Genomic DNA, 20,026 nt, shown 5'->3' on the forward strand with positions numbered 1-20,026 from the left:
GCGCCGCGAGAACGACTATTGCAATCAGAGCTCGGAGCATCTGGCTTCCCTATGTAGTGCGAGCCGCTCAAATAGGCATGGGGCCGGCGACGAGCGCGCAGCGGCTCGCGAGCTCGCTACAGCGCTGGTGATTCCGAACGCTCCTTGCGCCTACCGCTGGTGGCTACGAGTTCAGACAAGAATCCGGCGCTTGAAGCGCGGTCGCGTCAGACAGAACGGGGAGGATGATCACCCGGTCCAACAACCCTGCCGTGAAGAGAGGGTGTGCTCATCAACGGGTCGGAACTTGCCGGCCGATGAGCGTTGAATATGATGTGCCCCAGACCCGCGACAGCCGCGTGACACGCTACGGCACAGCATCCGCCGCCGAAGCCCTGGTCACACTCGCCTTGCTCGCAGGCGTCGCTTTCCATGACAGATACCACCGCGCGCGCATTCACTGCCACTGCAACGGCGCCGTCGGTTTGTGCAAATCTAGAGGTCTCGGGCACGGGCCCACTAGCTGGAGGATGCACGTGCCTACCGCAATCAGCGTCGCAACGCCCATGTGCATGCACGGCGCTGGCGACGACCAGCAGACCGACCATTGAGATCAGCAGCGATCGTAGAAGCAATGAAGTCAGTTGAAACATGATCACTGACCAAGATTGTCGTTCAGTCTAGCCACAATGCTACAGCCTTCAAGGTCCACGGAGCCCGATTAGACCGAAACCTCCATAAAAGTTCCCGAAGCTAATCCGATGCCACCTTTCTTCTTTTCATGATGATGACTCGCCCGCCTTGATCTAGCGCAAGTCAGGCCGCGACGACCAGGTGAGTGGACATCTGGAACTCCAGCGTCTCGGCCCTGCTGTAGCGGTCGATGAGAGGCGCGAGTTCGCAGGATATGGTGTCGATGATTTCCGATCGCGCAGACAGGCTGAGCCTTGCAAAGGCTGGAATAGACGTCGCCGCGCCGAGTACGGTGATCTGCACAAAGCGCGATGGAATGGGAAAGCGGACATCCAAAGAGCATTCTTCGATTTCCCGGTGCGAAAATCCGGCGTCGATCAACAGTGCCTGCAGATCCTCGGTGTGTCCCAGCGAAAAAGACACATCGAGATCGGAGACTTCGAGGGCGAACCGTCGACTGATGGCACGAAAAAGGCCCTCGTAGAAAGGATGGTGCTCGAGGCCTCGCCACACACTAAGAACAGCGCGACCGTCGACCGCCAGGACTCTCCTCATCTCGCGCAAGGCGGCCTTGCGATCCGAGAAGAACTGCAATCCTTGCTGACAAAGAACGAGGTCGAACGCCTTGTCGGGCAGGTCCAGCGCGATCGCATCGCCCTGCAGCCATTCGATCGCCGCGCCGGCTGGGGCGGGCAGCGCACGTGCTACGTCCAGCATGGCCGGACTTATGTCGAGGGCGACGACCCTCCCCTCGATGCCAACCATTGGCGCTACGCGACGCGCGACGATGCCGGGGCCGCATGCCAGGTCCAGAATGTGTTGGCCCTGTCGCGGCGCCGCGCGATCGAGCAGCATTCGCGAAAATGGCTCGGCGATGGCCGGGCCGAGATACTGCTCGTAGGCTTCGGCCGGATTGACGTTCGGGAATTCGTCCATGATTGCCTCCCGGCGGCGCGACTTCGCGTAGCTACAAATGCAATTGGCGCAAACGTAGAGCGTTGCCGACCACACTAAACCGAGCACAGCGGCATCGCCACGGCCGCCATGATGGGGAGTCAGGCCCGCGGGCGCAGTCGTCCATATCGCCGACCGTTGCAGTCGACTGGCAGTGTCGGCAAGTGGAGGAGTGTGGTCAGGAAGAACAGTCGAACAGTCTAAGCGGCTGGCTGTGCGCCCGCACTCCGAACGTCAGCGGCGTGGCCATAGTTGGCATGAAATGTGCTTTCGAAGTTCGCGCGACCAGAGTCGGTCGCAGCGACTGATCCATGTCAAACGACCTGATGTCCAATTGTATACTCTCCGACAATCGCAGCCGCTTGGCAGAGGGTCGATCCAGGGAATTTACCCCATGCACCAAGGTTTCGGTGTTGCGTTCCCTGACGCATCAGCCATCAATCATAAGAGGGAGAGCCGGTCATGAAAGTTAGTCATTTCTTGATGCACGCAGTCGCCGCTGTGGCACTTGTGGCGTGTGGACCGATGTCCACAGGACAGGTGAAGGATCTGAACGTCAGGGACTGGATCGGACACAGCTCGGCTCATCTCATTCAATCCTGGGGAAAACCGCATCACGATTATCCGACAGCCGACAGTGGCAGGGCGATCGGTTACCTGATCACCAATCAGGCGGTGACGGGGCCGAAGTCGCAGGTCTTATTCCAGGCAAGGAACTGCATGATCAACTTCACGGTTGACCGAAATGGCATCATCGACGATGCAACGGCAACTGGGACGAAGTGCACGATTGGGCCTCATGGCGATATGCATCCTCCGGCCAGCAAGACGTAAGATATCGACGTTTCGGGTTTGTCGCGATGGACAAGTGTTCGGCGCCACGACGTTGGAAATGAAGGTGAGTCCCGGCCGACAATGATGCCAAGCCCGCCGCCGCTCAAGATCGCATTCCCGCCGCAGCCCTCGGCGGCAGCAAGAGCCCCGCGACTTCATGCATAGTCGCAATCACCTTGGGGAGTGCCCCAACAACTGACTGAACCGCGTCGCTCGTGAGCTGCTTCTCGTGCGACACGCAACTTGCCAACCCAGTCGTCTCCAAGACTGCTGGAACCAGGATGAGTCTCAGGTACATCCGGCTCCTCAATCGCCTGCTACTTGCAGACGTGCTGGCCCTTGTCGTCCATTTGGGCGGTTGTCCCGGCTGGGCAATGCGGCGTGGCGGGCGCCGGCGCAGCCTGGGGAGCGGGCGCATGGGTCGATGATGGAGGCGTATCTGAGCCCGGCTGCATTTTCATGCCGCCCTGGCTTTGGTCCTGGCCAGTGGAGCCCATGTCATGCATGCCCATGCTGCCACCTTGGCCCTGACCCGGTCCTTGGTTCATCCCTTGCCCCTGCCTACTGCCGTGGCCATGCTCCACGGGATTGGGCGTCGTCGGTGCGGGCTGCTGTGCCGACACTCCCAAGGAGCCAGCAACAAGCAGGCTGGCGACGGCAGCCCCGCGAATGGCGATTCGAAACATCTGCGACCTCCGGCCGAAGTCACAAGAGCAGGCTCACAAATTGGCCGGCCCGGTGGACCCTCGCATTGATCTAGCTCAAGCCCTGGACCAGGTGACCAGGTAGGCAAGCTCGACGCTTTGCCTGTCCATACAACCCGTGCCTGAAATCGCCAGCATTCACGCGAGCATCTAGCTTCGTGAGACTGTTGACAGCTGCCTCCGGCGAGGTGCGATCGTGAGTGGCATCGCACGTTCAAGCCTTCCAACGAGCACAGTAATGCGGATGCGAGTTACTCGCCTTGTATTCTGACAAGCGTGGCACAAAATGTGCTGCATTCAGGTGAGAACACTTCGTCGCCGTCGCTCAAATGGGTCCGCGGAATCTTGAGATATCTCAAATATCGGAACTGCTTTGGATGCGAAATTGACGACAAGGGCTACGACTAGCGTTGTGCCTAGTCCAGAGTTTGAATGCGTGAGTTGTGGCAAGAGCAGAGGGAGAACTGGTTATGAAGATCCGCCTTTGCCTGGTCGCAATATTGGTGTTTGCTGGCCTTACGGCTTGTGGCCCTATGTCGTCTGGCACGGTTAAGGACCTCAACGTCCGTGACTGGGTCGGGCACAGCTCAAGTCATCTCATCCAGGCTTGGGGCAAGCCTCATCACGACTACCCAACCGCTGACGGCGGCAGGGCAATTGGCTACCTTTTCACCAATCAAGCGGTGACCGGACCGAAGTCTCAGGTAATATTTCGTGCAACCAACTGCATGATCAATTTCACCGTCGATCCCAGCGGCATCATTGACGATGCTACTGCGACGGGAACGAAATGCAGGATTGGACCGCACGGCGACATGCATCCTCCAGTCAATAAGACTTAGAATCGCGACAAACCCGGGGCGGTTCAATATCTCCTGGTCGCCGCGAACTAGTGTTCTGACTAAAGGGGTTGATTGCGTTCTGCACTCAACCATGAGGCCGTGGTCGACGAGAGACCTGATGGAAGTGTTGGCTTAAAGCCCAAAGTTGTCTGATTGACTTGCTGTAAGAAAAGGGTCTTCAGGAAATCGAGTGGGTCGACTTGAGGGCCGCGCCTGTCGTGCCGAGGCTCCTGGCTGGCGAGCTTGTGCTTGGCGCAGGAGATGCCGGAGGACTTGCCCAGAGCCCTGGTCTCGTGCTTGGGCGCATCGAAAAAGGCCGTGGATATGTGGACGATCCGCTTCGCGGACCGGCTGCGCTTCCCCCGCGTTCCGTGCCTCGGGCGGCTGGCAGCCTGGGAACGCGGGGAAATGCTCGCCTTCGCCCACATACCCACCGCCTCTACCGCAGCCCCGATGCTCAGCGCGCCAAGAAAGAGACTCTGAGAGTGGCTGCGAAAGCCGCTTCCCACAAGCATCCTTGCCCCGTTGACCCGTCGAATTGACCCACTCGATTCCCTGAAGAGCCTAAGAAAAGACACGTCATCCATCTCTGATCTGGCTGACTTGGTCCAGGTCCTTAGTGATGCTTGTACCAGCCGACCCCGCGGATATTGTTCCAGGCGTCGGTCTGATGGCAGAGGTAACATTGCTCAACGCGGGCGTGTTCCTGGCGCGCTACCATCATCGAGATCATGTGGAAGTGGTGCATGTAATGGCTGGGCGGCGCCTGATGGCACTGCGCGCATTCAGTCGAGCTTGGAGAGGGGTGCTTGAAACCTGCGACATTCCAGGTGGTGACCAGATGGCAGGCCGCACATTCCCGGCCGAACAGGTCGCGGTGCGGGCTGCGGTTGCTGTGGCAGGCGAAGCAGTCGAGGCTGTCCAAGCCCTCCGGCCTGGGCTGCAGATGAGATAGCCAATGCGACGGTGGCCGAGCGCGGCTCGAGCGGCCGAGCGCGATCAGAGCCTCATGATCCATCTGCGTTGGCCGCACGCCTCCTTCATGTTCGACGTGACATGCGGTACAAGACTGGATCGTTGCATGAAACGCTGTCGACTCCCGAGCCAGGGCTGCGGCATCGGTGGCGTGACAGGAGATGCAAGCACTCGCTTCGACGCCGCGTGCCGGCGTGTGGCAGGTTTCGCATTTGTCGGAAAGGAAGGCGTGCTTAACCGAAAGCTGGCCCGGCTTGACGAACGCCGTCCAGCGCGGAACCGCCGCCGAACCCTGCCGATAGACCGCCCCGATGATAGCGCCGGCGCCTGAGATCGAGGCGGCGGTCAGGATCAGATAAGCAAGCGTCTTCCATTTCATGGAAGCCACCGCAGGCCGTAGTAGATGCCGCTGCCGATATGTAACAGCAAGAGACCGTAGAGCGCGATCGAGGCGACAATGTGCACCACTGTCCATCGGCCGGCAATGCGCTTGGCGGCATCGCGCGCTGTCAGGGAATATTCGACGTCGGCAATGGCATCGACGAGATCCAGCACCGGTAAGTCAGGCGCCGCCGGCAACGTCGCGTGTTGGGTGCCGAGGCGAAGGGCAATGCGGTCGTACGCGCTACGCAACGTCCCGAGCAGCGCCTGCTGTTGGCGCACCTCCGCGCCAAGATGCCCAAGGTAGTAGCGGCCGACGAACCCTGTCGCGATGATGATGATGACGTCGATCACCAGCGCGATCCCCAGCACGCTCTGATATTTGTGGCCCGAATGGAGGATTGCGACGATGGAAGCGAGAAGTCCCCCATAGATGTGCAGGCTCAGCAGCCGGCCCTGCGACACATGCCGTGTAACACGCTTGTTCAGCCAACCGATGTACTTCACGGCCGGATAGACCACGACCAGGATCATCAGCGATGCGGCTGTGATACCAAGCATGCCGCCGGCAAGGTTGCCGGCAAAGCGTGGCGAAACGTGCAGCAGGTAACCCGGCGCCAGGAACAAGAGCACGGTTCCCAAGGCCAGAACGCTCAGTTTCTCCCTGTCGCCCATCTTAAGCGTCGACCGCGATGTTGGTGAGCGATCGGGCCTGGCAGGCGAGGATGACGCCGGAAGCCTTGTCTTCCTCCGTCAAGGCGTCCTGGACTTCCATCGTCACCTGGCCCGCCAGCAGCTTGGTTTTGCAGATGCCGCAGGTCCCGACTCGGCACGAATAGTCGATTGGTACGCCGTTGGCTTCAGCGACCTCGAGAACGGTCTTGTCCGGCGGCAGCGGCGCGGCCTTGCCGGACCGGGCAAACGACAGCGTCGCCGTGGCAGGGCCCGCCTCGGCTTCCCGCGCTTCCGGTGCTCCGGGTGGGACGATGCCGGTCTCGACCCTCTGCAGAAGCTCGGCGACCGAAACCGGCGGTGGTGGCGCGGGCGATGGTCGCGGTGGTGGCACCAGGCCCATGGCGGGACCGAACGCCTCGGTCTTGGTTTGGTCGGACGGCACCCCGAGCTCGGTCAGGACACGGCGAATGGCATCCATCATCGGCGGCGGACCGCAGAGATGTACCCTGCGTCTCTGGATGTTGGGGACTGCGTGAGCGAGGGCGTCCTTGGTGATCTGGCCTTCCAGCCCCATCCAGGCCGTCCCTTCCGACCGGGCTGCCACCGCCGCCACGACGTGCAGCTTGGGGTATCGGCGCTGCAGGTATTCGAGTTCCTCGCGAAAGATGAGCTCGTCGGTGTTACGTGTGGCGAATACCAGGTAGATCTCGCCTGGCCAGGACTTGTCGGTGAGATAGCGGATCACGCACATCATCGGCGTGATGCCGACGCCGCCGGCGATCAATACGATGCTGTCGGCATTGCCGCCGTCGAAGGTGAACACGCCCAACGGTCCCCTCACCTGCAACGTGTTACCGACCAAGACCTTGTCATGCAGGTAACGAGAGAACTCGCCCTCGTCTTCGCGCTTGACCGTGATTTCGACATAGGCGCTGCGCGTCGGGGGCGAGGCGATCGTGTAGGAACGCCGCACCGTTTTGTCGCCGATCTGGGCGGAGAAGGTCAGAAACTGGCCCGGAATGAAAGTGAAGGGAACGCGCCCGCCATTGGGTTCGACAAGGCGGAACGTCTTCACATGCGGTGTCTCGCGAACAATGGCGACAACCTGCATCATGCCCGACCAAACGCCGCTTGCCGCAGGTGTGGCGGGCGGCGTTACAAGTTCCGCAACCTTAGGCGGCGGCGTTGGTGAAGGCGGCGACGATCGCGGTACAGGCGGAGCTGCCGGCGCGATGCTTCGCGCGGCTGGAGGGGTCTTGGTGAGCTGATTGACCAGGGCGACCGAGCGACGATGGCGTCCAAAGCCGAAGGCCAGCATGCTAAACGCAAATAGCGCGGCAACGGCCATGGAGATGAAGTGAAACCAGGACAGCCCCAAAGGTCCGCCCGCCTCATCAACCTGACCGATGGGCTGAGCGAGGTTCATCTGCTCGCGAAACCAAGTCAGCGCGATCTCGCGCGGCGGTTTGCCCGCCGCCAGAGCTCGCAGCGCCGCGGTCCCGCTTTCCAGTTCGCCAAGCGCAATGCGCTGGCGCGACGCGGCGGCGACCATGGCGGCGGTATCCTGCGTCATCATCGCACGATGGTAATCGTCCTGCGCTTGGACGAGTGCGGCGTTGCCGGCGTTGATACGCGCCCGGGCGTCGGCCTCGATCCCGGAGCGCGCTTCCGGCGTCATTGCCGGCAACTCCATGAGCTGGGGATAGAGCTGCTTTGGCGGCGGCCTTCCCATCATGGACCCCATCATCTCCGTTCCACCTGAAGGAGGCGTGGCCGGTGTTGGGCCAGGCGCGTCGGGTTGCGGAGGTCCACGATGATGCCCTGCGTGAGGGTCCGGCGCTTGCGCGCCGGTTGGAGCACCACACACCAGAACTGCCGCGACAACGACCGAGTAACTGAATGCCGCCCGGTTGAGGCCATACAAATTCTTCGAATTGTGCGTCGGTCTCATCGCTCGTTGCCGCAAAACAGGTTGATTGACCCAAATCCAGTCACAGCACGAAGGGCATCGAGCCGTGGCACGCTGAGCGTCCATGTCAGCCCTGGCGCCAGCATCAACCTGGCGGGTCCGAGGAGACTGGACGGGCACTTCGCGATGGCCTGCGCTGGACTCTCATTCTTGATCCTAGTTGGTCCGATCGATTCGACTGTTTGGCATCTCATTGATTGTTGGCTTTCGCTTGCCGCGTTCGAATTTCCGTTGGCCAACTGCTTTTGATGAACGCCAGCACGGCAGCAATTTGTTTGTCGCTCAGCCGATCACCAAAAGCCGGCATATCCGTCGGGTAGCCACTTGGATATGCGGCTGGCCCTCTTTTGGTAATGTCGAAGAGAACACGGTCGGAATGATGCCAGGTATGACCAGAGGCATCGTGGGGAGGCGCCGGCAGCTTGCCGGTTGCCAACCGAGTTTGCCAATTCTGCTGTCCTTCGAGCTTCGCGCCATGGCAGCCGGCGCATTCCGTTCCGTAGATACCCCGCCCCATATCGACCAAGTCAACGTTGGTGTGATCAATGATGGGCGGTCTGATGGATGGAATGACAACAAACAAAACGGCGGCGATCAGTCCACCTAAGACGAACAAGAATGAGACCAAGGGTAATCTCACGAGCACAATGGCACCGCGGCTTGGCGCCACTTTCTTTCGCCCAGAGGAAGGTCTTCGAGACTGAGCAATCATCCCGTGACACCCTCGCTCGGGACAGTCTCCTCGAACGACACTCGTCGCAGATAAGCGATATTTATGGTGGTGCCACGGCCTTCGAGGCGGACTCCCTCCTTCCATATCCAAGGCATTTCCCGCACGATGGCGGGGGCCTTGGCGAGCGACTCGGCCGAGACAACCAACGCTGCATCGAGGTTCTTGGCCAGGCGCTCGAGCCGTTCGGAGACATTCACGGCATCACCGAACACGGTGAACTCGTCATGGTGCCCGCCTTCCAGCACACCGCCTATTACCGGACCAAGATGCAGTCCGATGCTGGCATCGAGCGCGGGACGCCCCTCTTTCAGTCGTCTCGCCTTCCAGGTCACCAGAAGCTTGCTTAGATGCAAGGCGCACCGGATCGCCCGCTCGGCGTCGTCGTTCTTCGGCCGTGGCTGGCCGAAGACGGCCATGACACCGTCTCCGATGAACTTGTCGACCGTGCCGCCCCAGTCAAAAACGGCTTGGGTGACATGCGTTCGATATTCGACAAGGAGCTCGGCGAGATCGCCCGCCGAAGCCGCTTCGGCAAACCGCGTGAAGGATCGCAGGTCAACAAACATCACGGAGGCTACACGCCGTTGCAGGTCGAGCGCGACGCGGCCGCGCTCCAACTCGCCAACGACGTCCGGCGAAAAGAAACGTGAAAGACCCAGGCGGCGGCGTTCGCTTCTGAGCGCGCTTCGGAGGAGGCTGTCATGATCTCGAATGAGCAGGAACGCCACGAACGCCGCGAAAGCAAAGGCCGCTGCTAGCGCAGAATCGGCTTCGAGGACCTTAAGGGACTCGGCTTCCTGCCAGCGGCTGGCTGCGCTCTTGGCGACAAGCAGCGATAGCCAGCCGACCACGACAATGCCTGCATAGAGTAACACCAGCAGCGGCCGCAAGCGGAGCGCCACATGGTTCAGCAGCACGAACGCGATCGCCAGATTAGTGGTCGTGAGTGCATGGCCAAACGCATCGCCCGCTGCAAACAGATGCTCATGAAATAGCGCCACCACCGCCAGCGCGTCCACGGCGGTGAAGGCGGCTATCAGCCAGACAGGCCCACGCCTGGCGAGCGCAAAGGCCAGCGCCAGAACGGTAGCCAAACCGTAACCGACAACGACATTGGCATGCACGAAAAGACTGCCTCCGTGCTCACCCAAGAGGACGTTGACAATCAGGATCGCGAACACAACCAGCCGCAGCCACGCAGATCGTACCTCGCGACGCCACCGGCGCTCGTCCGCAGTTAAGGCAGGCTCGTCCCTGCCAATGCCCAGATGAATCATGCTTTCCCCGGCGTCCGCCTTGGCAAGCGGCCGGCGACGTCGACCTTCAGGACGGTGGTTCACTTTCGTGGTTCAGGCGCTTCGTCTGCTGTCGGCACTCCGCTCCCTGACACACGATGAATACGACGTCAGGCCGCCCCTTGCAGGTCACTTCGTAGGAGACGAGTCCCGCGGCGAGCTCCGCAGCCGCGATCCTCGACGGCACGCATCGCAACTTCTGAAGGCTCGCTTGCAATGCCTGATCGCTAGCATGGCTGGGCACAGCAAGGAGCGCTCCCGTCATACCGAATACGGCCAACACCTGTCTCAAGCCAAATGTGCTCATGGTGCGCCACCGGCATCAGTGCCCTTTGCCGATCTTGGTGACGGTGATGGCGCCGTTGACGCGGTCGGCTGCGAACTCGATGTTGTCGCCCGCTTTGACCTTGTCGAGCATGGCCGGATCGGCGACGCGGAACACCATGGTCATGGCATCCATGTCGAGGTTCTTGATGGGCGCATGCTTGAGGGTGATCTTGCCGGCCGGCTTGTCGACCTTCACGACCTCGCCCTTGATCATGTTTCCGTCAGCCAAGGCTGAAAACGCCATGACGAGGGATGCGGCAACGGCGATGACAGTGCGCTTCAACATGGGCTTATCCTCCTTTGGGTGATTGATCGGTTCATTCGACGACGATCGTGCCGACCATGCCGGTCTGATAGTGCCCGGGAATGAGGCAGGCAAACTCGAACGTGCCAGCCTTGGTGAAGTGCCAGAGAATCTCCCCGGTCGCCTTGGGCTTAAGCCGCTTGGCGTTGGGATCGTCGTGTTCCATGTCCGGGTTCTTCTCCATCTCTTTCATATGCTTCTGGTTCTCCTCGACGGTGGCGACGACGAACTCGTGATCGATGGCGCCGTTGTTACGCAACACGAAGCGAATCTGCTCGCCCTTCTTGACCCGAACCTTGTCGGGCACGAACAGGTTCCTGCCGGCATCCTCGCGGAATATGACCTGGACGATCCTCGCCGGCTTCTTCGGGTCGCCGGGCTTACCGTAGGCGGTCTCGTCGGCGTGGCTGTGCCCTTCGCCAGGCTTGTGCCCCGGCCCGGCGCTCGCCGCACCGGCAAGCATCCCGAGCATCACGGTTCCGGCGATCAATGCTGTCACTTTCATCTCTGCCTCCTGCTGACTGTTGCTTACTTGTGCGAACCATGGCCGTTCGGCTTGACGACGCGGACCGGCGCCGCCTTCGTCTGCGGTGTCGGAGTGGGCGCGCGTGTGGTAGCGGGAACCGGACCTTTAACCTCGTAGGCCACTGTGCCCGGCGGATGCTGGTACCAGCCCGGATCCTTGTAGTTCCCGGCGGCCAAGCCTTCCCGCACCTTCACGACTGTGAACATGCCGCCCATCTCGACGGCGCCGAATTGGGCGAAGCCTGTCATCATAGGCAGCGTGTTCTCGGGCAGGGGCATTTCCATTTCGCCCATGTCGGCCATGCCGGCGGTGCCCATCGCCATGTAGTCCGGCACCATTCGCTTCATCTGCCGGCTGAACTCCTTCTTGTTCACGCCGATGAAGGTCCTGATGTCATGGCCCATCGCGTTCATGGTGTGATGCGACTTGTGGCAATGTAGCGCCCAGTCGCCGGGATAGATCGCGTCGAACTCGTAAGCGCGCATGGCGCCCACCGGTATGTCGATTGTCACCTCGGGCCATCGCGCCTCCGGTCGGACCCACCCACCGTCCGTGCATGTCACCTCGAAATCGTAGCCGTGCATGTGGATCGGATGGTTGGTCATGGTGAGGTTGCCGACACGCACGCGCACGCGGTCGCCCTTGGCCACCACCAGGTGGTCGATGCCCGGGAACACACGGGTGTTGAACGTCCACATGTTGAAATTAAGCATCTCGGCGACCTTTGGCACGTAGTTGCCGGGATCGATGTCGTACGCCGATAGAAGGAACACGAAGTCGCGATCGACGCGGTGCAGCTTGGGATCGCGCGGATGCACGACGAAAAAACCCATCATGCCCATTGCCATCTGCACCATCTCATCGGCGTGCGGGTGGTACATGAAGGTGCCGCTCTTCATGAGCTGGAATTCGTAGACGAAAGTCTTGCCGGGCTTGATGTGCGGCTGTGTAAGGCCGCCGACGCCGTCCATGCCGCATGGCAGGAGCTGGCCGTGCCAATGGATGGTGGTGTGCTCGGGCAGGCGATTGGTCACGAAGATGCGCACCTTGTCGCCTTCCACGGCCTCGATAGTCGGCCCCGGGCTCTGGCCGTTGTAGCCCCACAGCCGCGCGTTCATGCCGGGCGCCATTTCGCGCTCGACCGGCTCGGCGACCAGGTGGAACTCCTTCCAGTCGCCGTTCTGCCGCCACGGCAGTGTCCAGCCGTTCAGCGTCACGACGGGCTGGTAGTCCGGCCCGCTCGTTGGATAGAGCGGCGCCTGCATGGTGTTGGTCGTGGTCGTCGGCGCCTCGGGAATGGACTGTGCCTGCACGCGTCCGCTCACCGCGGCGGCGCTGAGAAGTGCAATGCTGGAAGCTCCAACGAGGTCGCGTCTCGAGAGGCTCATGTCATCTCCTTCGTGTCAGAGGCCGAGAGGAATGGTTTCGGGAGGCGGTGTGGTGTTGATGACGCCTGACGGCGGGACCGTTCCGCCGACGATCAGTGCGGCCTGCAGGTCAGCGATCGACAAGTGGTAGTCGCGCAGCGCGTCAAGCGAGGCGATGCTGGAATGGATGCGTTCGCGCTCCTCGATGAGCAGCTCGAACACATCGATGAGCATTCCGTTGTAGCGCAACAGCGCTTCCGCAGAGATCTGCCGCCGCAGCGGAAGGATGCGAGTCTGATAGAAGCGCGCGATGTCATAGGTGGCGCGGTACGTAGTGTAGGCTACGCGAGCCTCGGATCGTGCATTGACCGACCGTTCGGCAAGCCGGTTCACGGCTCGCATATAGATCTCTCGCGCGGTCGTGACGCGTGCCTGGCCCTGGTCGAAGATCGGGATCACGATGCCCAGCTCGAAGCCGTAGCGGTTCTTCGACGTCTGCTCGCCGGCGTCATTGGTCTCGAGCTCGTTTCGGTAGCCACCGCCCAGCTCGAGAAACGACATGTACCTCGTCGCCTCCACGAACTTGGCCGACTTTGCCAGCGTCACGATTTCGTAGCGCAGAATGATGAGGTCCACGCGCCGGCGCATGGCTTCGATCTCGACGTCGGAAAGAGGCTCCGGCGCCGCAGGCAACGCGGCCAGCCTGGCAGGCAGGGTGTATTCGAGATCCGTTCCCCAAAGCCCCAGGATGCGGTTGAGGGCCTCCCTTTCCCTCGTGACGGACAGGCGCGCCTGCGCGACCTGGGCACTTAGCTCCGCATAGAAGGCGGCGACGCGCCCCTGGTCGAGCTTGTTGGCAGCTCCGGTCTCGCCGAGCTGCTTCATCAGTTGGGCGGACGCATCGGCAGTTTCGCGTGATTGCTCGAGCAATGTGAGGCGCTGGCGGGCGGCGACCGCGCGGATGTAGGCTCTGCGCGCATCGATGGATAGGCTGAGCGTGGTCGCAATGGCGCGATAGCGCGCCTCCTCGAACTCGCGCTTCGCTATCTCCGTCCGCGCGGGCAAAGTCGCCGCCGCGAGCAGGTTGCCGATCAGCTGAAAGCCGATCTCGACGAACCCGGGGCCGAACACACGCGATACCGTGATGACGGGGTTGGGTGGCAGGCTTGTTTGCACATACTCCGCTTCGGAAATGCCGAGGTCGTTGTATGCGGCCTGCAAGCCACGATTGTTGAGGAGCGCAATCTGGACGGCAGTGTCTTCGCTCAGCGGCTCAGCGAGCAACGCCTGGATGCGTTCGCGTGCGCGTCGATGGTCTTCGGCGGAGGTCAGCTTGCTGGCATCCTTGCCGATCTCCTTGCGGACTCCGTCGGTGACGGGCGCCATGCCACCGTCGCCGGTGAACTTGGCGCAACCTGCCGCCAGCAGCCCCAGGGCCACTATAAGGGCGATTTTCGAGGCAGCAGTCATGGCGTCAGGCTGCCGCGAGGCGCCACGCTGTCGTTGAGTTCTCGCCAGGGCTTCAGGGCCACCGGCACGTGCGACGCGGTCCCGGCCATGACGGGCTGATAGGGAGCGGCGACCACCGGTGCTTCCGGACTCGCGGCCTCGGCAGGCGTGAGATCAGGCAGCGGTGCGGAACTGCACGCCGAGACGGAAAGCGCAAAAGCGCCTAGAAAGAGGACCTTCATCTGGAACGACCCGAACGGAGTTGACCGACGTCATACCGACCGGCGCACGTCGACGTGCGACAGCGGGCTCAGGCTCGTTCGCGCAGATCAGGCGTCAGGTCGGGGAGCGCTTAGAATTTGCTCACGACCGGACGCGCGCCATCGGCGCGAACCGCCGTCAGTTGCGTCTGGGAGGTCGTTCGGTACGGTCGCTCGATCGCCCTTCAAGCATGTCGGTCAGGCCGACGATGCGGGTATCCGGCAGGTCGATGGCAGCGATGGGACCGACCGCAAAGCTCACCAGCGCCGCATGACACGCGACATTGCAGCAGCCACCTGCCATATGGCTACCAGACTGCTCGTCGGAGGAACACGGCGCGCCCGAATGCGCGAGTTGCTCTGGGGCGTCCAGCGAAGCCACAGGATTATTCGTCGAGTGAATATCTGCGGGCTGCACATCGTACGAATGACGTTCGGCGGCGATCTGTACGAGGGCAACATCACCGTGCGCTAAGGCAACACCTGATGTGACGGCGAGGCCCAGCACCGCGAGGAGCAATGCTCGCACAACCATCGTGATGGAACCAAGTCTGCGCATCGCCACAAAAATGGCTCCCGCAATCATTCTTGTCAATGCAGCGCCTCGCGATGAACGCTGATCAAGGGGAAGCTTTCGGTGTCGACCTCCAAAAACGACGAAAAATCAGCAACTTACTGAAGCGCACACCAAACCCTGGCAGGGTATCTTGCCGTTCCTGCCGCGGAGAACGCTTTCGCAAACGCTATCCCGACCTCCATCAATTCTACATGGCAGGACTGATGGCAGCCCTATGGTGATCGCCGAACTTCTGCTCATGCGGTCAATGTACCCAACTTGGCGATTCTCGCCAGCAGCATCGTGGCATTGCTCGCATTTTGAGTGGGAATTCGTCAGCAGGTGGCAATCACCGACAGAGAGTTCTTGAAGTCGATGATCCCGCATCATGCCGGCGCAATTCTCATGTGCGAGAAGGCCGAACGCAAGGCGCCGGAGATCAAGAAGCTGTGCGTGGAGATCGTCGCGAGCCAACAGGCCGAGATCGAGCAGATGAAAGGCTTGCTGCGCGGGGGCAATTAACGCCGGCGACTGTCGAGGACCTCGATCAGCTCGTCGATCTTGGTTAGGCGGTCGCGGGCGGAGCCGGCATTGAAGGCATGTGCCACGCAATGCCGCAGGTGATCGCCGAGCGTCTCCTGCTCCACCTTGTCGAGGGCCGCCCGCACCGCCCGCATTTGAGTCAAGACATCAATGCAGTAGCGGTCTTCCTCGATCATACGAGCAATGCCACGTACTTGGCCCTCGATACGGCTGAGCCGGGCGAGCTGGGACTTCTTGATTTTAGCATCCATGACTTGAAGGATACCCTGGGCGGGTATAGATAGCAAGCCATGAAGAACGCCTGCGGCCATTCCGGTCACGACCATGCGGCCCACACACACGCCCATGCCCCGACTACCGACGCCACCGCGATCGACCCGGTCTGCGGCATGAAGGTGAGGATCGAGGGCGCCAAGCACACGACCACGCATGGCGGTCAGACATACTATTTCTGCAATCCCCGATGCTTGGCAAAGTTCACAACCGAACCCGACCGCTACCTGAAGCCCAGTGAGGCGAAAGAACCCGAGCTGCCGGCTGGGACCATCTACACCTGCCCGATGCATCCGCAAATCCGCCAAGTCGGACCGGGCAGCTGCCCGATCTGCGGCATGGCGCTGGAGTCCGAGGTCGTGTCGGCCGATTCCGGCCCCAATCACGAGCTGGCCGACATGACGCGCCGCTTCTGGATCGGCCTGGTGCTGGCGGTGCCCGTGATGGCGCTGGAGATGGGTGGACACCTCACCAACCTGCACATGTTGCTGGGCCCAAATCTGTCAAATTGGCTGCAGTTCGTGCTCGCCACGCCCGTGGTGCTGTGGGCGGGCTGGCCGTTCTTCGTGCGCGGCTGGCAGTCGCTCAAGACGCACAACCTCAACATGTTCACCCTGATCGCCATGGGCACCGGCGTCGCCTGGCTGTACAGCGTCGTGGCCGTCGCCGTGCCTGGCCTCTTCCCGCCGACCTTTCGCGGGCCCGAAGAAACCGTCGCGGTCTACTTCGAGGCCGCCGCGGTGATCACCGTTCTTGTGCTGCTGGGACAAGTGCTCGAACTGCGGGCAAGAGACCAAACCTCGGGCGCGATCCGCGCCCTGCTCGACCTCGCGCCCAAGACCGCGCGGCGCCTCAAGGACGACGGCTCCGATGAGGAGGTCTCGCTCGATGCCATCGCTGTCGGCGATCAGCTGCGCGTGCGGCCGGGCGAGAAAGTGCCGGTTGACGGCGAGGTAATCGATGGCCGCTCATCGCTTGATGAATCGATGGTCACCGGTGAATCGATGCCCGTCACCAAGGAACCTGGCGCCAAGGTGATCGCCGGCACGCTGAACACGACCGGCAGCTTCGTGATGCGCGCGGAGAAGGTTGGTCGCGACACCATGCTGGCGCGCATCGTGCAGATGGTCGCCGAAGCCCAGCGGTCGCGTGCCCCGATCCAGCGCCTGGCCGACATGGTCTCCGGCTATTTCGTGCCCGTGGTAATCGCCATCGCTCTCGCCGCCTTCGCTGCCTGGGCCGTGTGGGGCCCCGAGCCGCGGCTGGCCTTCGGGCTGGTGGCGGCGGTGACGGTGCTGATCATCGCCTGCCCTTGTGCGCTCGGCCTCGCGACACCGATGTCGATCATGGTCGGCGTCGGACGCGGTGCGCAGGCGGGCGTCCTGATCAAAAACGCCGAGGCCTTGGAACGCATGGAACGGGTCGACACGCTGGTCGTCGACAAGACCGGCACGCTGACTGAGGGCAAGCCCAAGGTGGTCGCGATCGTCCCGGCGGCGGGTTTCGCCGAAGCCGATGTCCTGCGGCTTGCGGCCAGTGCGGAGAAGGCGAGCGAGCACCCGCTGGCGCTCGCCGTCGTCGCCGCGGCAGCCGAGCGCAAACTTGCGCTGTTGCCGGTGACGGCCTTCGACTCGCCGACCGGCAAGGGCGTAGTCGGCACCGTCGATAGCCGTCGGCTGGCGCTGGGCAATGCGCGTTTCCTGCGCGAGCTCAGCATCGAGGTGTCGGCGCTCGAGGGGGAGGCCGAGCGCCTGCGCCAGGAGGGCGCGACCGCGATCTTCCTCGCCGTCGACGGCAAGGTCGCCGCTCTCTTCGCCATCGCCGACCCCGTGAAGGGGACGACACCGGCCGCGCTCGAAGCGCTCAAGCGGGAGAAGGTCCGCGTCGTGATGCTGACCGGTGACAACCGCACCACCGCCCTTGCCGTGGCCCGCCGGCTCGGCATCAGCGAGGTCGAGGCCGAGGTGCTGCCCGACCAGAAGAGCGCCGTGGTCGAGAAACTGCGCCGCGAAGGGCGCGTGGTGGCGATGGCGGGCGACGGCGTCAATGATGCACCGGCACTGGCGGCGGCCGAGGTCGGCATCGCCATGGGCACCGGCACTGACGTGGCGATCGAGAGCGCGGGCGTCACCCTGCTCAAGGGCGATCTCATGGGGATCGTGAAGGCGCGCCACCTGTCGCAAGCGACCATGCGCAACATTCGGCAGAACCTGTTCTTCGCCTTCATCTATAACGCCGCCGGCGTGCCGATCGCGGCCGGCGTGCTCTATCCCGCCTTTGGCATCCTGCTGTCGCCCATCATCGCGGCGGCAGCGATGGCGCTGAGCTCAGTCAGCGTCGTCGGCAATTCGCTGCGCTTGCGACGGCTGCGCCTGTGAGGTGCAGGTTGCATCCGCTTCGAGAGAAGCCCCGGCATCGTCATCTTCCGTTGTGGAGAGGCGCCCAGTGAAAGCCGAGCAGATTTCCGATCTCAACGCCAAACGGGGAATGGGATTGGCCGCTACGGTTGAACGCAGCTAAGCGAAGGCTCTCCCCCGATTTCTGCCTCGACGAAGAGTAGCGTCCCTGTCCCCGCGTCGTCGTTACGGCGCGCGAAGCAGCGCAGAGCGATTTCAATCTACGAGCTAAGTCATTGATTTTATTGGGGCGACACTTGTCGCCCAAGGGCAATCCTTTATCGCCGGGCTACCCAGAACGGGGCCCAGTTCATGATCAAGGACACACGCAAACACGCCGCGACCGGCGGCTAAGGATTGGCCCAGTTCGACGACGGCAAGCCCGCGAGCGAAGCGGTGCACAAGGTCTGCTTTGCCTGTCACCAACGCATCGCAGCTCCAGCGATGCGGGCAATGATGCTGCCGTCCTGGTACGGAAGCTGGCCGTCGGCTTGGCCGGAGGCAGGGCTCGTGCTGGCGAACGCCGCAAGCAGCACACACGGGGAGATCGGCGTGACCACCTAACGATGTGATCATCGTTGCCACAACCCAGGGCCCCTCGAGGCAGAGAGCGTGAGTCAAACTTGAGGCGATGCAACCGAGAACACCGAACTGCGGTGTTCCAAGAACGCTGCCGGTTATTTCTGCGAATCATTACAACCATCTAATGTTCCCGCAATCCGCGTTTTAAGACCACTTCGCTACATTCGCACGTCTGAAGCCCGATCTGCCGCGGATTGAGGTGCCACACGTCAATGCATCGCAAACGCCCGGGCCCATTGTTGCTGCCGTGCTGGTGACCAAGCCAGAGGTCAGCTGAAAGCTTGCGCCAGCACAGGACGAGGGCGATGGATTTGATGGATCTCCGCTATCTGTCGGTCGCGGTCGAAACCGGCAGCTTTTCTAACGCTGCCCAATCGCTCGGCGTCAAGCCCTCGACGATCAGCAGGCGCATCGTCCGCCTGGAGGATGAGCTTGGCGTCACTATACTCGAGCGCGGGTCCTTTGGGATTCGCCTCACGGCAGCCGGCCGGCAGGTCATGGTCCGGGTCAGACAAGCTCTAGATAGCCTCGACAGCGTACGGGAGGTCGGCAAGAGCAGCGGGGCGGGAATGACCGGCCATGTCCGATTGGGCGTCCGGATGCCGCCCATTGGGGGTCCGCTGCAGTCCCTGTTGTCGGCCTGGCGCAACCAGCATCCAGATGTAGTTCTTACCCTTCATGAGTTGAATGACCACCAGCTCTCGGTGGCGCTGACCGAGCGCAGTCTGGATATCGCTCTTGTGACGACGCATGCGCTGCGGCGTGGCGCTAACTCTATTGCTGTCTATCGAGAGCCCCTCGTCGCAGCACTCCCGCTCGGGCACATCCTTGCCGCTTATGAGTCACTGACTTGGGCTCTATTACGCGACCATACCGTTCTCGCTCAGGGGTGGGACGACAGTCACTCTGCCCGAGAGTTCTATGCGTCGCTCTTGGGAGAGGGTGTGAAGTTCTCCTCCCATCCCGCTAGCAAGCAATCGGTGATGGCCCTCGTTGGCGCCGGGTTTGGCATAACGCTCGCGGCGCAAAGCGAGGCGGAGGTCGTGTTTCCCGGCGTGGTCTATAGGCCAATTCTCGAAGAGGATGCCTGGGTTCAGATCGAGCTGGCGTGGCGTCCAACGACTGAGGATGCTGCGGTGGGCCGGTTCGTTGCGTTCATGCGCGACGAGGCAAGGTCACGCAACTTGCTTTGACCGCGTCCGCCGAAGTTTCGCGAAAGCCCGGTCCGTCGCCATGAAGCGAGCGAGCATCGGCGGGATGAGCTTCGCGGGTTCGATCGCGGCTTTACCGGTTGCCTGTCCGAGCGCCTCGGCATAAGCAGCAAGATCGCGGTGCACGGTGGCGGGTAGCTCGATCGTGAACCGCACGGGCTTGTCGTCTTCGATTGCAGCGAGCTTAAGCTTCGACAT

The 20,026-nt window shown here is 62.0% G+C and carries 19 protein-coding genes; 6 read left to right on the forward strand and 13 right to left on the reverse strand.

What is annotated here, in order from left to right:
• Positions 1-795: 795 nt before the first annotated feature.
• Positions 796-1,608, reverse strand: a complete 813-nt coding sequence (locus ACILR9_RS02845) for a class I SAM-dependent methyltransferase (protein ID WP_395708368.1) — start codon at positions 1,606-1,608, stop codon at positions 796-798.
• Positions 1,609-2,088: 480 nt separating this feature from the next.
• On the opposite strand from ACILR9_RS02845, the gene ACILR9_RS02850 reads away from it, so the two are divergent.
• On the forward strand, positions 2,089-2,460 hold the full coding sequence (locus ACILR9_RS02850) for a hypothetical protein (protein WP_395708369.1): 372 nt from the start codon (positions 2,089-2,091) through the stop codon (positions 2,458-2,460).
• Positions 2,461-3,634: 1,174 nt separating this feature from the next.
• On the forward strand, positions 3,635-4,006 hold the full coding sequence (locus tag ACILR9_RS02855; protein WP_395708370.1) for a hypothetical protein: 372 nt from the start codon (positions 3,635-3,637) through the stop codon (positions 4,004-4,006).
• Positions 4,007-4,622: 616 nt separating this feature from the next.
• Here ACILR9_RS02855 and ACILR9_RS02860 read toward each other — a convergent pair.
• From ACILR9_RS02860 to ACILR9_RS02905, 10 genes are all read right to left on the reverse strand, one after another.
• Complete coding sequence (locus ACILR9_RS02860; RefSeq protein ID WP_395708371.1) at positions 4,623-5,360, reverse strand: class III cytochrome C family protein; 738 nt, start codon at positions 5,358-5,360, stop codon at positions 4,623-4,625.
• Entirely contained in the window at positions 5,357-6,037 is a 681-nt protein-coding gene (locus ACILR9_RS02865) for an iron reductase (protein ID WP_395708372.1), read from the reverse strand. Before ACILR9_RS02865 ends, ACILR9_RS02860 begins: the two co-directional genes overlap by 4 nt.
• A 1-nt stretch (position 6,038) precedes the next feature.
• Positions 6,039-7,772: a 2Fe-2S iron-sulfur cluster-binding protein gene (locus ACILR9_RS02870; protein WP_395708373.1), complete on the reverse strand. Its 1,734-nt coding sequence runs from the start codon at positions 7,770-7,772 to the stop codon at positions 6,039-6,041.
• 424 nt (positions 7,773-8,196) lie between these two features.
• Positions 8,197-8,634: a c-type cytochrome gene (locus ACILR9_RS02875; RefSeq protein ID WP_395708374.1), complete on the reverse strand. Its 438-nt coding sequence runs from the start codon at positions 8,632-8,634 to the stop codon at positions 8,197-8,199.
• 80 nt (positions 8,635-8,714) lie between these two features.
• On the reverse strand, positions 8,715-10,016 hold the full coding sequence (locus tag ACILR9_RS02880) for an adenylate/guanylate cyclase domain-containing protein (protein WP_395708375.1): 1,302 nt from the start codon (positions 10,014-10,016) through the stop codon (positions 8,715-8,717).
• A gap of 340 nt (positions 10,017-10,356) precedes the next feature.
• Positions 10,357-10,647, reverse strand: a complete 291-nt coding sequence (locus ACILR9_RS02885; protein ID WP_395708376.1) for a copper-binding protein — start codon at positions 10,645-10,647, stop codon at positions 10,357-10,359.
• A gap of 31 nt (positions 10,648-10,678) precedes the next feature.
• Positions 10,679-11,170 (reverse strand): plastocyanin/azurin family copper-binding protein, encoded by a 492-nt coding sequence (locus tag ACILR9_RS02890; RefSeq protein ID WP_395708377.1) that lies wholly within the window; start codon positions 11,168-11,170, stop codon positions 10,679-10,681.
• 23 nt (positions 11,171-11,193) lie between these two features.
• Positions 11,194-12,579: a multicopper oxidase family protein gene (locus tag ACILR9_RS02895; protein WP_395708378.1), complete on the reverse strand. Its 1,386-nt coding sequence runs from the start codon at positions 12,577-12,579 to the stop codon at positions 11,194-11,196.
• A gap of 15 nt (positions 12,580-12,594) precedes the next feature.
• A complete protein-coding gene (locus tag ACILR9_RS02900; RefSeq protein ID WP_395708379.1) occupies positions 12,595-14,028 on the reverse strand; it encodes a TolC family protein in 1,434 nt (477 codons plus the stop codon).
• A 378-nt stretch (positions 14,029-14,406) separates the two neighbouring features.
• Positions 14,407-14,862 (reverse strand): hypothetical protein, encoded by a 456-nt coding sequence (locus ACILR9_RS02905; RefSeq protein WP_395708380.1) that lies wholly within the window; start codon positions 14,860-14,862, stop codon positions 14,407-14,409.
• 303 nt (positions 14,863-15,165) lie between these two features.
• Here ACILR9_RS02905 and ACILR9_RS02910 point away from each other — a divergent pair, with 303 nt between their 5' ends.
• Entirely contained in the window at positions 15,166-15,345 is a 180-nt protein-coding gene (locus ACILR9_RS02910) for a DUF305 domain-containing protein (RefSeq protein WP_395708381.1), read from the forward strand.
• On the opposite strand, the gene ACILR9_RS02915 is transcribed toward ACILR9_RS02910, so the two are convergent.
• A complete protein-coding gene (locus ACILR9_RS02915) occupies positions 15,342-15,617 on the reverse strand; it encodes a metal-sensitive transcriptional regulator (protein ID WP_395708382.1) in 276 nt (91 codons plus the stop codon). The genes ACILR9_RS02910 and ACILR9_RS02915 overlap by 4 nt on opposite strands.
• A gap of 39 nt (positions 15,618-15,656) precedes the next feature.
• Here ACILR9_RS02915 and ACILR9_RS02920 point away from each other — a divergent pair, with 39 nt between their 5' ends.
• The 3 genes from ACILR9_RS02920 (at position 15,657) to ACILR9_RS02930 (ending at position 19,810) form a co-directional block, all read left to right on the forward strand.
• A complete protein-coding gene (locus ACILR9_RS02920; RefSeq protein ID WP_395708383.1) occupies positions 15,657-18,017 on the forward strand; it encodes a heavy metal translocating P-type ATPase in 2,361 nt (786 codons plus the stop codon).
• A gap of 375 nt (positions 18,018-18,392) precedes the next feature.
• On the forward strand, positions 18,393-18,599 hold the full coding sequence (locus ACILR9_RS02925) for a hypothetical protein (protein ID WP_395708384.1): 207 nt from the start codon (positions 18,393-18,395) through the stop codon (positions 18,597-18,599).
• A gap of 323 nt (positions 18,600-18,922) precedes the next feature.
• Complete coding sequence (locus ACILR9_RS02930) at positions 18,923-19,810, forward strand: LysR family transcriptional regulator (RefSeq protein WP_395708385.1); 888 nt, start codon at positions 18,923-18,925, stop codon at positions 19,808-19,810.
• Here the strand turns inward: ACILR9_RS02930 and ACILR9_RS02935 are convergent.
• The gene (locus ACILR9_RS02935; RefSeq protein ID WP_395708386.1) at positions 19,793-20,026 is read right to left on the reverse strand and encodes a DUF2274 domain-containing protein; all 234 of its coding nucleotides are present in this window, start codon (positions 20,024-20,026) and stop codon (positions 19,793-19,795) included. The two genes, ACILR9_RS02930 and ACILR9_RS02935, sit on opposite strands and share 18 nt — an antisense overlap.

The sequence above is a fragment of the Reyranella sp. genome (assembly GCF_044224635.1).
Lineage (GTDB): Bacteria > Pseudomonadota > Alphaproteobacteria > Reyranellales > Reyranellaceae > Reyranella.